The organism is Pseudoalteromonas sp. TB64 (genome assembly GCF_000498095.1).
In the GTDB taxonomy this organism is placed as follows: domain Bacteria; phylum Pseudomonadota; class Gammaproteobacteria; order Enterobacterales; family Alteromonadaceae; genus Pseudoalteromonas.
This window is the reverse complement of sequence record NZ_AUTQ01000242.1, coordinates 1-15085: the sequence shown is the minus strand read 5'-3', so window position 1 is coordinate 15085 and position 15085 is coordinate 1. Positions and strand designations below refer to the sequence as shown.

The 15085-nt window shown below is 37.1% G+C and carries 11 protein-coding genes; 4 read left to right on the top strand and 7 right to left on the bottom strand.

What is annotated here, in order from left to right; all coding sequences use genetic code 11:
• The 3 genes from L647_RS0120165 to L647_RS0120150 all read left to right on the top strand — a co-directional run.
• The coding region (locus L647_RS0120165; RefSeq protein WP_024612623.1) for an IPT/TIG domain-containing protein at positions 1–4081 on the top strand (4081 nt) is incomplete at its 5' end.
• Positions 4082–4084: 3 nt separating this feature from the next.
• Positions 4085–4525, top strand: coding sequence for a hypothetical protein (locus L647_RS0120160; protein ID WP_024612622.1), 441 nt, complete (start codon positions 4085–4087; stop codon positions 4523–4525).
• A gap of 183 nt (positions 4526–4708) precedes the next feature.
• Positions 4709–6254 (top strand): IS3 family transposase gene (locus L647_RS0120150; RefSeq protein WP_139015462.1). Its coding sequence is split into 2 segments (ribosomal slippage): positions 4709–5190 and positions 5189–6254, totalling 1548 coding nucleotides; the frame shifts between segments, so codons are not numbered across the junction.
• 239 nt (positions 6255–6493) lie between these two features.
• On the opposite strand, the gene L647_RS0120145 is transcribed toward L647_RS0120150, so the two are convergent.
• The 3 genes from L647_RS0120145 to asnS form a co-directional block, all read right to left on the bottom strand.
• Positions 6494–7674 (bottom strand): IS3 family transposase gene (locus L647_RS0120145; RefSeq protein ID WP_139015461.1). Its coding sequence is split into 2 segments (ribosomal slippage): positions 6494–7416 and positions 7416–7674, totalling 1182 coding nucleotides; the frame shifts between segments, so codons are not numbered across the junction.
• Positions 7675–8255: 581 nt separating this feature from the next.
• Positions 8256–8663 (bottom strand): transposase, encoded by a 408-nt coding sequence (locus L647_RS1000000125085; protein ID WP_024612617.1) that lies wholly within the window; start codon positions 8661–8663, stop codon positions 8256–8258.
• A 371-nt stretch (positions 8664–9034) separates the two neighbouring features.
• Positions 9035–10432, bottom strand: a complete 1398-nt coding sequence (gene asnS, locus L647_RS0120130; protein WP_024612616.1) for an asparagine--tRNA ligase — start codon at positions 10430–10432, stop codon at positions 9035–9037.
• A gap of 297 nt (positions 10433–10729) precedes the next feature.
• On the opposite strand from asnS, the gene L647_RS0120125 reads away from it, so the two are divergent.
• Positions 10730–11164 carry an AAA family ATPase gene (locus tag L647_RS0120125; RefSeq protein WP_024612615.1) on the top strand — a complete coding sequence of 145 codons (435 nt, stop codon included), beginning with the start codon at positions 10730–10732 and terminating at the stop codon, positions 11162–11164.
• 456 nt (positions 11165–11620) lie between these two features.
• On the opposite strand, the gene L647_RS0120120 is transcribed toward L647_RS0120125, so the two are convergent.
• From L647_RS0120120 to L647_RS0120105, 4 genes are all read right to left on the bottom strand, one after another.
• The gene (locus L647_RS0120120) at positions 11621–12685 is read right to left on the bottom strand and encodes an HD domain-containing phosphohydrolase (RefSeq protein WP_024612614.1); all 1065 of its coding nucleotides are present in this window, start codon (positions 12683–12685) and stop codon (positions 11621–11623) included.
• 132 nt (positions 12686–12817) lie between these two features.
• Complete coding sequence (locus L647_RS01000000124695) at positions 12818–13084, bottom strand: response regulator (protein WP_253948916.1); 267 nt, start codon at positions 13082–13084, stop codon at positions 12818–12820.
• Complete coding sequence (locus L647_RS0120110; protein ID WP_024612613.1) at positions 13059–14249, bottom strand: PAS domain-containing sensor histidine kinase; 1191 nt, start codon at positions 14247–14249, stop codon at positions 13059–13061. The genes L647_RS01000000124695 and L647_RS0120110 overlap by 26 nt, the downstream gene beginning before the upstream one ends.
• A 443-nt stretch (positions 14250–14692) precedes the next feature.
• The coding region (locus tag L647_RS0120105; protein ID WP_024612598.1) for a TOBE domain-containing protein at positions 14693–15085 on the bottom strand (393 nt) is incomplete at its 5' end.

Here is a 15085-nt window from a genome sequence, read left to right as displayed (position 1 = left end):
TGGAGATACCGGTGGAGATACCGGTGGAGATACCGGTGGAGATACCGGTGGAGATACCGGTAGTGAACCGACTGAAAATGTAGGTACCTGGGAAAACAAAGACGAAGATGGTGATGGTGTTCCTGATGAACAGGATGACTTTCCGTTTGATGCCGATAAAACCACAATTACGGTTGTTCAAGAAGAAGAGTTTAATAATAATGTAACCGAAGCTAATCCAGTTGGTACTCTGCCTTTTTCTGTTGAAGGAGCTTTGTCATTGTCGTCAGATATAGATGACTTTAAGTTTACTGTTACAGAAGCTGATATTCAAAGTGGAAAATCGCTGAGTTTTATTGTCTTAGAGCAATCATTGCGATTTCATCCGCAGCTTGGTATTTTCAAAAATAATGGTCAAGTAATTGAGTTCATAGAATTAGCGGTAGATAAAATTACACCACTAGGTGCAGCTATTGCTTTTACACCCAAAGAAAGTGGTGAATATAACCTTTCAGTCCTTGATAGAAATGGTAATCATGCTGATGATTTTAAATATCAAGCATTCGGTTTTATCGATACAGATAAAGATGCGATACCAGATAACAAAGAGCAAGCGCTTGGGCTAAATTATAAAATTCAGGATTCAGATAGAGATGGTATTGCTGATGGTAATGAATATTGGGTATTTAGTAGTAAAAATGTATTTGCACATGACGTAGATGGGGATTCAGTGCCTAATTGGTCAGATGACGACTCTGATGGTGATGGCATACCCGATACTTTAGAGGGCACTGCTGATTATGATACGGACCAATTACCTGCTTTTGCTGATTTAGACAGCGATAATAACAATATTAGCGATAGAGACGAACAAGCTCAGAATAATGGTATCTTGATTGATACTAATAGAAATGGACTCCCAGATTACATTGATCTAGACGATGATGGTGATGCAGTTCTAGATATAAATGACACAGAACCAAAAAATGTCCTAGCTTACACTAGAACAGAGAATGATTCAGCAATTAAGTTAGCATCAGTCTACTATGAACTTTCAGATTCAGTATCGCTTTCCAATAAAGGAAGAGTTTTTAGACCACTGGTTATTGAAGGTGAAAATATTCCAGAGCAAGGTGGCTTTGTTGTTATAACAAAAGGAGATGAGCGCCTTCCAATTATCAATATGCCTATTTCGGTAGGTACAAATAAATCAGTTAGTGTAGTAATACCTAATTATGAGAAGGTTGCTTTAGAGGGGGAAGAACTCACGTTGTTTATTGTGAAAGATAATGTGCGCAGTAACGATATGACCATTCAACTTTTACATCCCAAAACTCCACTAATAAAGTCAATTTCCATATCTCAGGCAGTGCCTGGAGATCAAGTTCAAATTGAAGGTGAAAACATCAACGATTTGGCTAAGGTTTTTATGGGAGAAGGGAAATATGAAGCAGATTGGTTATCGAATAATCTCGCTACATTTGTGATCCCAGATGATGCAGCAAGTGGTTTATTTTATTTGCAGAATGTTTATGGCAAGAGTAACTCCATGTACATCAGCATTTATAACCAAAGAGATGTAACATTAAATTTGAATCTTCCATCAGCATATCTTGACTTGCAAGGAGAAATTACTGTAATTCCTCATGAGACTAAGTACTCACAGTTATCGCAAATTGATGGGCAGGTATTCAAGTTTAATAAAGGAGACTCAACTTTTTCAATTTGGTATGACGGCATTGCTATTTTATCATCTAGCGTTATAGGCAATGAAAACGATGTAACGCTAAGTTTGCAGAGTACAGCTGAAGAGTATGTTTTAAAACCATTTTTTGTATCAGCTACAGAATCTAAACGACTAGAAGCATTAAATTATTTGCGTTCTTTAGAAGGATATGATGACTATTTGGCGTATTTTAAAGAAGGTGTTGAGCAAGACTTCAAATCATTTTTTGGCTCAGGAAATTATGAGCTATCTACAAAAATGCTGAAACTCAGAGATGAGATAAAAACATTATTTTATGCAGAGCAAACTTCTAGTACTTCTTCTCAAAAATTTAACTTTCTTAAAGCACAAAAAAATAAAGTATTTTCGCAGCAAATTCAAAACACATCTTTGCAAACTGTTAGTTCTGATTCTGACCAAAAGCCTAAAATTTCGCCTGAAGATATTCAAGATGGTATAAAATTAGAAGCGACAAGAGAAGGTATTACTGGATTTTTCGCTTATGACGGCTATACCGAGTTACAAAACAGTACACCAATGTATTTAAGTGCAGCTGTCTATGAGCTTGATGACCAATTAGAGCCAATGCAATCCCCTGCTACCGGAATAGATCCATCAAAAACCGGCAATAAACCTAAAACTTATAGCCATATAACTACATTAGTTGATCGTGACATGTTAAACCCCACAAATTATAGGGCGTTTGCAGCATCGTTGTGGTCTGAGGATGCAATGCTAAAAGTCTGTCAGTACAAAAATTGTCTAATTGAAGTTATTACTCCTGGTTTTGAAGGAGATGCAGTTTCTGATTCAGCAAAGCAAAAGGTGAGTAGAGATTTGTTTATTCGGAACCTTGTCGATCACGCTATACTTCCTTCATTCGCATACATTACAGATTTGATCGCGACTCGGGTCGATGCTAAGAAACCAATGGATGATGAAGGTTTCATTGTTGAGCCTGGAGGAAGTAGAGCTATACATATTACGGAGATAATTACCCAACACATGCCGGGAGTTATAGATGCTATTGATGATGGCTACTCAGATGGTGATCTCTCTATTTCTGATCAAAAAGATATTATATCAGAAGTCAATAAAATTTTAGAGAACGAATCTAAAGCGCTTTTGCAGGCCAAGCCTGGACCAATTATTAAAGCTATGTTTGATGCTTCTGGTTTTGATATTTCAGGATATTTAGCAAAAGCAGCAAGAGATAAACTAATAGAGTATTCAACGTATTTCATTCCATATATTAATATTGTGGTCGGAGTTTATGACCTTTTATCAACGGTTAGCGAAGGTGCGAATATAGCAGAAAATTGGTACGATTTATTTAATTTAAAAACAAAATATGAGTTTAGAATTAACTGGGGTCTAAAAATATTAAAAATGTCTCCTGAATTTTTGGATAACGACCCAACCTTTCAGGCTATTACAATAACGGGTATTGGTCTATGCCCTCAACATGATTGGGCCAATGATCCTATTTACCCACAGATTAAATATACAGATATTACAAGCGGATTTTCTAAGGTTGTTCCAATAGCAAATCGTGGTTCACTTGATGATTCATATTCAGTTAACAGTAAATGTACAGAAGCCACGGTATATGTAAGTGGTGAAGTAATGGCTCAGGTTACTGAAGCGTCAGAGATAGAAGTAGAAATAACACTTGGGGATGAAATTGCAAATTCTCAAGTACAAAATAGCAGTCCACCATTGTTAAAAATAGGCAGTGGGTTGGCCATTAGCAGCATTGAGCCAGATAAAATTTATCAGGGCAACGAAATTACAATAAATGGTTTTGGATTTTCTGAAGAAGCGTCAAAAAATGTCGTTAAGCTAAAAAATGGTGACAATGAATTAATAACAGTAGATGTAATTTCTGCGACTAACACTTCACTTAAAATTAAGGTACCGCAAGGGGCTGTATCGGGTGAACTCACTGTTACAGTAGCTGATGATACTGTATCAACGAATATTTTGATCCAGAGTACTGAGATGAAGCTCACCTTTGGTGATAATGGCAATATACAAGATGACAGTTTTCAATTAACAATTGACGGAGCACTTATTGACCAAACTGTAGCAGGACAACGACAATTAACAAAACTATTATCTACTGAACCCGGTGAAAAAAGTGTAGAGCTTACAGGTATCACAGTTCCTGATAATAGAGCAACTTACTTTATTTGCTTTTCCAGCAATGTTGAGGTTTTATCAGGTGATTTACACTCAAAAGTAGACTTTTTAGATGGCGAACAATTTAAAGCTGAGTTCACCATTAATGTAATCAGTGCTTCTGTGTCTGAACCAATTGGTTGTAAATTTGCAGATACAAGTTCAAAAAATAATATGTCAATTATGGTGGATTAAATAATGTTTAAAAAAATGCTTATCTCTTTACCCTTGTTATTTAGCTGTGCACATGCGTTAGCGGCTAAGCCGAATGTTGAGTTTAATGCTAAAAATAACCAAGCAGATATTTTTATAGAAAAATGCCAGTTATGGCGAAATGCAATGCGCGACGATAATAAAGAGGTTATGTGGAGCTTTGTAGAGGAAAAATATAAAGGTACTCTTAAACCTAAAATGGCTAAGAAAATGGAAAAAGTGGCTTCTAGATATCGCGCTCGGTTAAGTGAAGCTGGGGCTTATATTAAACGCGCTGAATATTTATCCAATGAAGTGCCAAAGGACGTAGCTCAAGTTTTTATAGATTGGGATAACGATGGTAAAGGTGGACAGACTCTAGGGGTATTAGATAGCTGTGTGTTTGAGCTGTTGCCTGGCACTACAAAATGGGTGTTAGATATATAGCTAACTAAGTATTAATTAAAGTTAGATTTGTTTGTCTCGTCCTGAAATAGGTTGACAGTTTTAATGGAAGACTTGGTGCTAAAGCTCCAGGTCTTTTTTATGCACTTGATTTGGTGTTTTCATATCAAACCCCCCCTGTGTCAGGATAGTTGTCGCCTCTAACTTTTAATAGAGGCAGATAAAATGAGACGTCGATTTACACAAAAATTTAAAGTTCAAGCTGTTGAAAAAGCATTATCTCAATGTGATGATGTTCGCCTAGAAGATATTGCGCTTGATTTAGGCATCGGTTATTCAACCTTGCAACGATGGATCGCGCTTGCTAAAAACCATGAACTTGAAACTAAAAATAATGGTAGTCACATGACAACAGAAAAACGCCCTCATGACTGGAGCTTAGAAGAAAGGCTTAACGCCATTATTGAATGTGCGAGTTTAGATGAAGCAGCTCTTAATGAATATTGCCGTGCTAAGGGGCTTTACCCGCATCATATTAAACAATGGAAGCAAGATTTTGCTAAAGGGCCTTCAACGAAGCCCGTAAAATCAGACAGTAAACAGCTCAAACAAGAAATTAAGCAGCTTCAAAAAGAGCTTAATCGTAAAGACAAAGCGTTAGCAGAAACAGCCGCCTTACTTGTACTCAAAAAAAAGCAGATGCGCTTTGGGGTTTCAACGAGGACGATTAACCAGCTCAACTGAGCGTCATGAATTGATAAAGCTCATTACCGACGCGCAGAAATCAGGGGCAAGGCAAGAAAAAGCATGTGAGTTACTTGGTCTAACGGCAAGAACAATTCAACGCTGGATTGAAGCTGATGATATGACAGATAAGCGAACAAGTACGATAAAGCGACCACCTAACAGGCTAACTGAATTAGAGCAGCAGCGTATAATTAAGACGGTTAATTCAATAGAATATGGGCATTTACCACCCAGCAAGATAGTCCCTAAACGATTGGATAAAGATGTGTGGATAGCATCAGAAAGCTCGTTTTATCGCGTTATGAAATCGCATAAATTATTAACACACAGAGAAAAAGTTAAACCAAATAAAAAGATAAAAAAGCCAAAAGCACTCAGGGCAACACGTGTAAACGAAATTTATACATGGGATATCACGTATTTGCCAACAGCTGTTAAAGGTCAGTTTTTATACTTATATTTAGTGATGGATATTTATAGTCGAAAAATAGTTGGTTGGCAGGTTCATGACACACAACTAAGCACACTGGCGGCTGATTTAATGGTAGATATTTGCAGGCGAGAGCAGGTAAAGCCTGAGCAAGTCACGTTGCACTCGGATAATGGCAGTCCAATGAAAGGGGCAACGTTATTAGCGACATTGCAGGAGTTAGGTATTGTTCCTTCATTTAGTCGCCCGTCTGTGAGTAATGATAATCCTTATTCTGAATCGCTATTTAAGACGTTAAAGTATCGCCCGGAATACCCTGAGAAAGCCTTTGAAAGCATGGGTAGCGCAAGAAAGTGGGTTAGCGGATTTGTTGATTGGTACAACGATGAGCACTTGCACAGCGGTATTAAATTTGTCACGCCAAACCAGCGTCATTTAGGATTAGATGAAGCGATACTAGCGAAACGTCATCAGGTAAATGAGATGGCGAAATTACAGAATCCAAGTCGTTGGTCAGGAAAGTCTCGAGATTGGACGATGATCAATGAAGTAAATTTAAATCCAGAGAAAAAAGAAGCAATGCGGGCGGCATAAAATTTAATTTGATGCGACAACTAACTTGAAAAACTCCGAAACTTAAGTGCGGTTGCATTTCATTGTATATAAATATCAATTCTTCAACGAGCTGTTTGTAGATAACATCTCTCGGAACTGAGTACAAACCTAATGCGGACTGATACCTTGTTTGGTTCTTTATCACCCCAAAACAAATTTGAATTAGCTTTCTCATTGCTGCACCTAACGCTTGCATCTTTGTTCCCCCAGTGTAGTGGTCAATAAAATATGGCCACAGTTTTAGAGTCTTTGTATCTAATCTCAGATTCATTTGGCGCTAAACCAGCATTATAAGGATGCGGTCTAACGTTGTTGTAATATTCGTTGATATAATCACTAACGCTATATTTAGCATCTATAAAATTTTCATATCCAACCTTTGGCATCCATTCTGTTTTAAAGCTTCTAAAAAATAGCTCCATTGGCGCATTATCCCAACAGTTTCCACGCCTGCTCATACTTTGCGTAATTTTATAACGCCATAAACGTTGGCGATACTTTAAGCTCGTATAATGGCTTCCTTGGTCTGAGAGAAACATCAATCCACTTGGTCTGCCTCTGCTTTCGTAAGCTAATTCAAGCGCTTTTAGCGTTAAGTTAGAATCCGGCGACAATGACATTGCCCAACCAACCACTTTGCGGGCAAATAAATCAATAACGACCGCTAAATAAGCCCAGCGATTGCCTGTCCAAATATACGTCACATCACCGCACCACGCAGTATTCGGTTCAACAACATCAAACTGCCTATCTAGCAGGTTTGGGATTTCAAGATGTTCATTACCACCCCGTTTATATTGATGTTGTGGTACTTGGCAGCTATCTAATTTTAGTTTAACCATCAGCTTAGTGGCGCGATAACGGCTTAATTCAAAATCGTTATTCGTTGCGATTGCCGCGATTGTCCTAGCACCTGCTGAATCGCCGCTCATTCTATGTATGGCTTTAACTTCAGCTTCTAATCTTACTTGCTTTGGTGTCGGTGTCGTATCCCGTATAGCCCAATATTTATAGCTGCTACGATGCACATTGAATACGCTACACAGTATGCTAATTGGATAACGCTCTCGTTGATTTAATTTCTCAATTAACGAGAATTGTTCAGGGAGTCGGACATCAAGAGAGCGGTAGCCTTTTTTAATATATCCTTTTCTAATTCAACGCGTTGGATTTGCTTTTTAAGTTCACGGATTTCAATTTGTTCGGGTGTCATTGGTGAAGCCAATGGTGACTGGCCATTACGTTCTTGCTTTAATTGAGCAACCCATTTACTTACGGTTGATTTACCAACACTCATCGCTTTGGCTGCTTCTTCTTGTGTATAACCTTGGTCAACTACAAGTTGAGCCGTTTCTAATTTGATTGCAGCGGAGTACGTTGCACGATTTAATTTTGTCATTTTTTTCACCCAAATTTGTATGCAAATAGCATAACATTTCTTTCTTAATGGGTGGCCAAAATTAATCTACCACTACACAGCAGCTAGAAGTCGATTTTTTGTGCTTTAATATTTGGGTTATGTGTTCCGGCACTAACTGTTGCTAAAAATATTTTGGGTCGAATTCTGGATTGACCAATTTTACTCAGTGTCGTTCTCCCTTTAAACTAACCTGACTCATTTAACTTAATATTAGGCTAACATATGCTGCAGCTTGCTTAGCTGTTGAAAAGTTTTTAGCTGAAAATAAATAGACTAACTCTCGGGACCTTACCTATACCGATGACACTCATGAGTAAATCATGGTTCTTTCTCGTGGTAAGACAGGCAGAGATAATAGTATTAATTTCATTTTCAATCTCTTGAATTTCGTCTTCTATGATCCTAATAATACGATTAATTGAGAGGAATACTCTATCATGAGCATCGCTGGTTTCACTTGCTTCAAGTCGGTTGTTTTCTCTTAAACGATCTTTTTCTAAAGCGGACAATCTGCGAGCTAAAGCTTTGAGATTAGTATCATAAGGCTTCCATAAATGAATCTATTCATTTTGAGAAGCCCCATATCTTGGCAGCATATGCTCATCTGACTTGTCAGTTTTATGGATTAATCCTAGCGCTTGCAAAAATTTCTTAGCTTTGCCAGGATTTGAAATAAAGATTTGGAAGCCCATAGTGTATAAATACAGGGCTATTGCTTCATGATAAACCCCTGTGTATTCCATCGTAATGACAATGTCATTATGTTGACATTTAGATAGCTTCAAGATCCAATCATTGATGGCTAAATAGTCAATATTTCGGTTTTTGAAGCATTTAAATTTGCTGCCGCTCTGTACCACTACAAGTTTAATAATAATGTAACCGAAGCTAATTCGGGTAAATAAAATGACGAAATTACAGTATCCAAGTTGTTGGTCAGGAAAATCTCGAGATTGGACAATGATCAATTAAGTAAATTTAGATCCAGAGAAAAAGAAGAAAAGCATGAAATTTAATTTGATGCGACAATTAACTTGAAAAACACCAGTACTTCTATATGAGACAAAAGATCATTATTGAACTTCATGAGACGAAGTTTTTCCTACTCAGTTAAGTTCACGTTGCAACTATACGTTAGAAAAAATACCGTTCATTTAAATAAACGGTATTTAACTAATTGGCTGAGTTTTAGTATTTATAAACAACTAACTTAGTATTATATCAATAGTATTAAATTAGAGAACTACCATAGCGATAAGAATAAGAAAATAGCTCAATAACAAAGCGAAAATTATGGCATATTTGTTTTATATGAATAATTTTTTAGATAAAATTGCTACTAGTAAGTTGCGCTGCCTTTAGTGCGAGGGAAGGCAATAACGTCACGTACGTTGCCCATACCTGTTACATAAGCAACTAAGCGTTCAAAGCCTAAACCAAAGCCTGAATGTGGCACGCTACCGTATTTACGTAAATCGCGGTACCAGCTGTAATCTTCTTTGTTTAAGCCCATTTCTTCTAAACGCGCATCAAGCACATCAAGGCGTTCTTCACGTTGTGAACCACCAATGATCTCGCCAATACCAGGCGCTACAATGTCCATCGCGGCAACGGTTTTACCGTCTTCGTTTTGGCGCATGTAAAATGCTTTAATGTCACGTGGGTAGTTTTTAATAACTACTGGTGCTTTAAAGTGTTCTTCAGCAAGGTAACGTTCGTGCTCAGACTGTAAATCTACACCCCATTCAACAGCGTACTCAAACTTTTTACCACAGTTTTTAAGAATCTCTACTGCTTCAGTGTAATTTACCTGTGCGAAGTCTTTTTCTACAAATTCTTCTAAGCGCGTAATTGCTGTTTTTTCTACACGTTGTGCAAAAAATTCCATGTCATCACGGCGTTCTTCAAGTACTGCTTTAAATACATACTTAAGCATGTTTTCAGCAAGTTTTGCTATGTCTTCTAAATCAGCAAACGCAACCTCAGGTTCAACCATCCAAAATTCTGCAAGGTGGCGAGATGTGTTTGAGTTTTCTGCACGGAATGTTGGGCCAAATGTGTAAATTTTTGACATTGCAGACGCGTAAGTTTCACCGTTTAACTGACCTGATACAGTAAGGAATGCTTCTTTACCGAAGAAATCTTCGCTGTAATCAACTTCGCCTTTGTCTGTAAGCGGTAAGTTTTGCATATCAAGCGTTGATACACGGAACATTTCGCCAGCACCTTCACAGTCACTTGCCGTAATGATTGGCGTGCTGATCCAGTAAAAGCCTTGCTCGTGGTAAAAACGGTGAATAGCTTGTGCTAAACAGTTACGTACACGAGTTACTGCGCCAATCATATTTGTACGAGGGCGAAGGTGAGCGTGCTCACGTAAGTACTCAATGCTGTGGCGCTTTGCCGACATTGGGTAAGAATCAGGGTTTTCTACCCAACCTAATACAGTCACTGTATTAGCTTGTATTTCGAAAGATTGACCTTGACCAGCAGATTGAACTAAAACACCTGTAACCGACACAGAACAACCGGCTGTTAAGCTAGTAACTTCATCATAATTATTAAGTGAATTAGGAACTACCGCTTGAATAGGATCAAAACACGAACCGTCATGAACGGCTAAAAATGAAATTCCTGCTTTTGAATCGCGGCGAGTACGGATCCAGCCCTTAATTGTTACTTGGCTGTCTACCGCAACATTGCCTTTTAATAGCTCTGAAATCGCTAAATGGCTCATCTTCACTCCAATGATAATAAGTTGCCTAACTATTTTTATTTAACTGTGCGCAGCACTCTGGCTTTAATTGCTCATAAACGGCGCTGCACTTGAACCCTGTATCTTACCTAGTAAAGTTAAATAAAAAAACTATTGTAGGCAACTCTTTAAAACTTTTTATGCATGCGGTTTATTTTTAAACAGTTTTTAGGGTTTAATTGTCACAATTGTTATTTGGTGCTCTTAAATTTAATGGTTTTGTGGCATTATTAACAACAAATCAAATTTATATTTATTCACTCTTAAAAAATCGATGCTATGAAACAAGTTTTTATTTTACGAGGACTACCAGGAAGCGGTAAGTCTTACTATGCACAAAACCTAGCTGATGAATTAGGCGGGGCTGACGAAAGCCAATATCTAATTTGTTCGACTGATGATTATTTTATTGATGATCAGGGGGAATACCACTTTGATAAATTTAAATTACCGCAATTTCATAATTTAAATTTAGCGCGCTTTATAAATTCACTTGCTCAAGGAATACCCTTGGTGATTGTTGATAATACTAATATCAAAAAGTGGGAATTTGTAGCGTACTCACAAGCGGCTACCGCTTTAGGTTATCAGGTAAAAGAAGTGATAGTGGGTGAAGTTAAAGACAAATCTATGCAACATTTATACGCCAAGCGTAACTCTCACCATATTCCGCTTAAAACAATAAGCAAAATGGCGTACATGTTTGAATGGTAGTTTTTTAAATCTATTAACTAGATTTTAGTTAAAGCGTTAATATCTCATTTTGTAATAGCATCTAAATGAGCAGTAATTTTATTGCTGCTCCAATCTCGCCATGAAATATCTTAAAGTTTATTAATAGTTGCGCTATCAAAACGGCTTTTTATAAATTTCCGGATTACTGCTTGCAGTCGTACAAGCAAACACATCGTTTGCTACTACTACTTTACTGGCTTAATCTAGAAAGATAAACAGACCCTGTTTTATCACCAATAAAACCAAAGTGGTAAAGCACATTTGCTTCAAAATTCTCAGGTCCATCTGGATTGTTTTAATAAATATAGTCACTTATTTCAATATTGGCAGAGGTTTAAAGTATTTAAAAAAACCATTTGAGTAAAGCCTTGCATTGGTGAAGGCTTATTGGGGTACGGTCGTTTATAGCGTTTTCTTTAATTAATTATGGACGTGTTACTTTTCAGCATACTTTTGTTTAATCGCTAAAATATCTTCTTGAACTGCAAAAAAAGCATCTACTATTTCTGGATCAAAGTGACTTCCGCTACCGTCTTTAATAATGGCAAATGTTTTCTCTTGTGAGAATGATTTTTTATAAGGACGCTTTGACGACAGGGCATCAAATACATCAGCAATAGCAACTACGCGTGCTGCAATTGGAATTTCATTACCTTTTAAGCCATCAGGATAACCAGAGCCGTCCCATTTTTCATGATGTGAGCGAGCAATAACTTCACCTAGTTTAATAACTTCAGAATCAGAACCTGAAAGTATACTCGCGCCTACAACGGTATGCTGTTTCATTATTTCCCATTCTGCGGCGTCTAGTTGACCCGGCTTTAGCAAAATATGATCAGGTGTAGAAATCTTTCCTAGGTCATGCATTGACGCTGAAAACAAAATGTTTTCAACTGTCGTTTCATCTAATCCAAAGCTGCGTGCAACGGCTTCAGAATATAAACTCATTCGTTGTATGTGCGCGCCAGTTTCTTCATCTTTATATTCAGCAGCTTTAGTTAATCTATTAATTGTTTCAAGCGATGCATCTTTAATAGCTTGCATTGCTTGTTTTAATGACTCAGTTCTTTGGGCAACTTCAGTTTCTAATTGCTTCTGATAATTAGTTCTTAAATCGTTATAGTCTTTAATTTTAAGAAGGGACTTAACACGCGATAACAACTCGTTTTTATCTACAGGCTTTGTAATAAAGTCATCACAACCAGCATCAATTCCTTCTACTCGTTCTTTTGTCTCTCTTAAAGCAGTAATAAGTATGATAGGTAAAAGTTTTAATACAGCATTTTCTCTAACACGGCGTGTTACTTCAAAACCGTTCATGCCTGGCATCATTATATCAAGTAAAATAATGTCAATTGGTTGCTCGGCTAACAAGTCTAATGCTTGTTGACCACCAGTAGCGGTTACTGTTTTATATACCTTAGGTTCAAGGTAAGCTTGCATGAGTTCTATATTTTGAAGATTGTCATCAACAACCAAAATTAAAGGGCTATCTTTCATCAACTTTTCCTGTGTATTAAGGTTTGAACCAAGGTGGTTATTACTTTATATATAAACTTATTTGTTTAGCGAACATGCGTGTGTCTATAGGCTTAGAAATATACGCACTGTTAGGTATACACAGTAATTGGTCTATATCAGCGGGNAAGCCGTAACAAATACAATAGGGATATTTGCAGTTTCTTTTTCATCACGCAAAATTTTGGCAACTTCTGTTCCAGACATATCTGGTAGTTGAACATCTAAAATAATAATTTTTGGGTGTTCACGTCTTATTGCCAAAAGGGCATCTTTTGCATTCATGGCAGTGAATACTTCAAAATTTGCCATGAGTAAAAGATCCTCCTCTAGCAATAGATTATTAGCGTTATCGTCAACTACTACTATTTTGGTTTTCATTATGCTTTACCATAGGCTTTTGTTTAATTGGCAAAGTTATACGAACCGAAGTGCCTTTATTAACACCTTCAGATTCAATAACAAATTCGCCTCCATGCAACTTTACTAGACTTTTTGCAATAGGCAGTCCAAGTCCTGTACCTTCTGTTAATCTAGAGTAGGGGGTTTCTATGCGAAAAAAGCCTTCAAATATTTTTTCCATATTTTCAGCCGCAATACCAATACCCGTATCCCAAATTGTTATCTCTATTTCTGTATCAGTATGGCGTGTTTTAACACCAATTTGACCAGTATCAGGCGTAAATTTAACTGCATTTGAAAGCAAATTATAAAGTATCTGTTTAACTTTAAGAGAATCAGCTTCAATAGAGGGTAAATCATCAGCAATTTCAAGGCACATGTTCAGTTTTTTTTGATTAGCTGTATCTGCTGTAAGCCCCGTAATTTCGTGCAGTACTTGGCGAATTGGCAAATGAGAAATGGTCAGAGTCATTTTGCCCGCTTCAATTTTTGCCATATCCAGTATTTCGTTAATAAGTAACAGTAAGTGTTTGCCACTTACCAGTACATTTTTAACATACTGTTTTTGTTTGTCGTTTAAAGTGCCAAATGTCTCATCGTAAAGTACCTCAGAAAAACCATTAATAGAATTAAGCGGGGTTCTCAGTTCATGCGACATATTTGCTAAAAACTCTGACTTAACTCGAGCTGCACTTTCTAAATCATTTGTAAGCACTTCTAATTCTTTGTTTGCTTTTACTAACCCTTCTTGAATCGCATTACGTTCGGTAATGTCTTCGATAGATAATAAAATAATTCGATCTTTTGACTGAGTACGTTTAATTTGCCTTGCGTTGAGCAACATTGTACGCCAGCCAATTGTTTTAAAATTATGCTCAACTTTGTAATCATCAAAGCTCGTTTTTTGAGGCAATATGGTTTCTAATAATTCACGAAGCTTGGGAATGTTCCATTGATTATTACCAAGGTTGTATATTAACTTTCCAACGGTGTCTTTGTGATTAGCGCGAAAAAACTCATAAAATGAGCGACTCGCTGTTACTACTCTTAAGTTCTGATCTAAAACAATGAGTGGTTCTCGAACTGTATTTACAATACTTTCGGAGTATTCTAATAGTTCTTTCTTGGTACTTATTTTATTCACTATCTAGATCCTTTGTACCATTAAGGGCTGAACATTATTTTAAATTTATAAAAAATAATTTAGGTTCAGTAACGCTGTGAATATAGCTTTATTTTTATAATACGTTGCTAAAAGCAATGCTTAATAATGTGTTTTAATGTATGTGTGTGGTTTTAACTAATACAAAAGGCGTAACCTGATATACGATACCTGAGGGGAACTGTTTGAACATTAATCTTTATTCAGTAAACAGCAACAGCCGATTAATAGCAAGAGGTTCATAATTTAACCTGCATATTATTGTTTTTTATTGACTATAGTGAATTTTTTAAAGGTAGAAAGTATTAGTTTTAAGCGCAATAGGGTTTTAACGGGGAACGTATTTAAAATTGAATTTTGGCTCTAAATAGAAAGTATTGATGTAGGTATTAATGTTTAAATTAATACCTACATCAATATTTCAATCAGTCTATAGCTTTATAAGCCGCTAGTGGGTGTGATGTGCTTAATGAAACATGTACTTCATCGCCTGGGTTTACCACAACTTCATGGTTTACTCGGCTAGTTACAACGGTAGAGCACGCTAATTTTATTGCACACAAGCGGCTGCCACCTTCAAAACGTACCCAAATGACTTCGCCGTTATTACCAACACTGCTTTGTACAAGCAATACATCGTCAGGGCGTAGCAGTACATCAACATCACCACTTTCACAGTCAACGCCATGAGCCGGCGCATTACCAATCGAGGTAGTGACTTGTCCGTTTTCAAAGCTGCCTGCAATAAAGCTTGCTTCACCTAAAAAACGTGCCACAAAACGATTGTTTGGCGTGCTAAAGCAGCGCTCGGGTGTATC

Bases quoted from the DNA above. Each gene is read 5' to 3' on its own strand.
- asnS (WP_024612616.1), bottom strand. From the start codon at position 10,432: ATGAGCCATTTAGCGATTTCAGAGCTATTAAAAGGCAATGTTGCGGTA.
- L647_RS0120120 (WP_024612614.1), bottom strand. From the start codon at position 12,685: ATGAAAGATAGCCCTTTAATTTTGGTTGTTGATGACAATCTTCAAAAT.
- L647_RS0120125 (WP_024612615.1), top strand. From the start codon at position 10,730: ATGAAACAAGTTTTTATTTTACGAGGACTACCAGGAAGCGGTAAGTCT.
- L647_RS0120160 (WP_024612622.1), top strand. From the start codon at position 4,085: ATGTTTAAAAAAATGCTTATCTCTTTACCCTTGTTATTTAGCTGTGCA.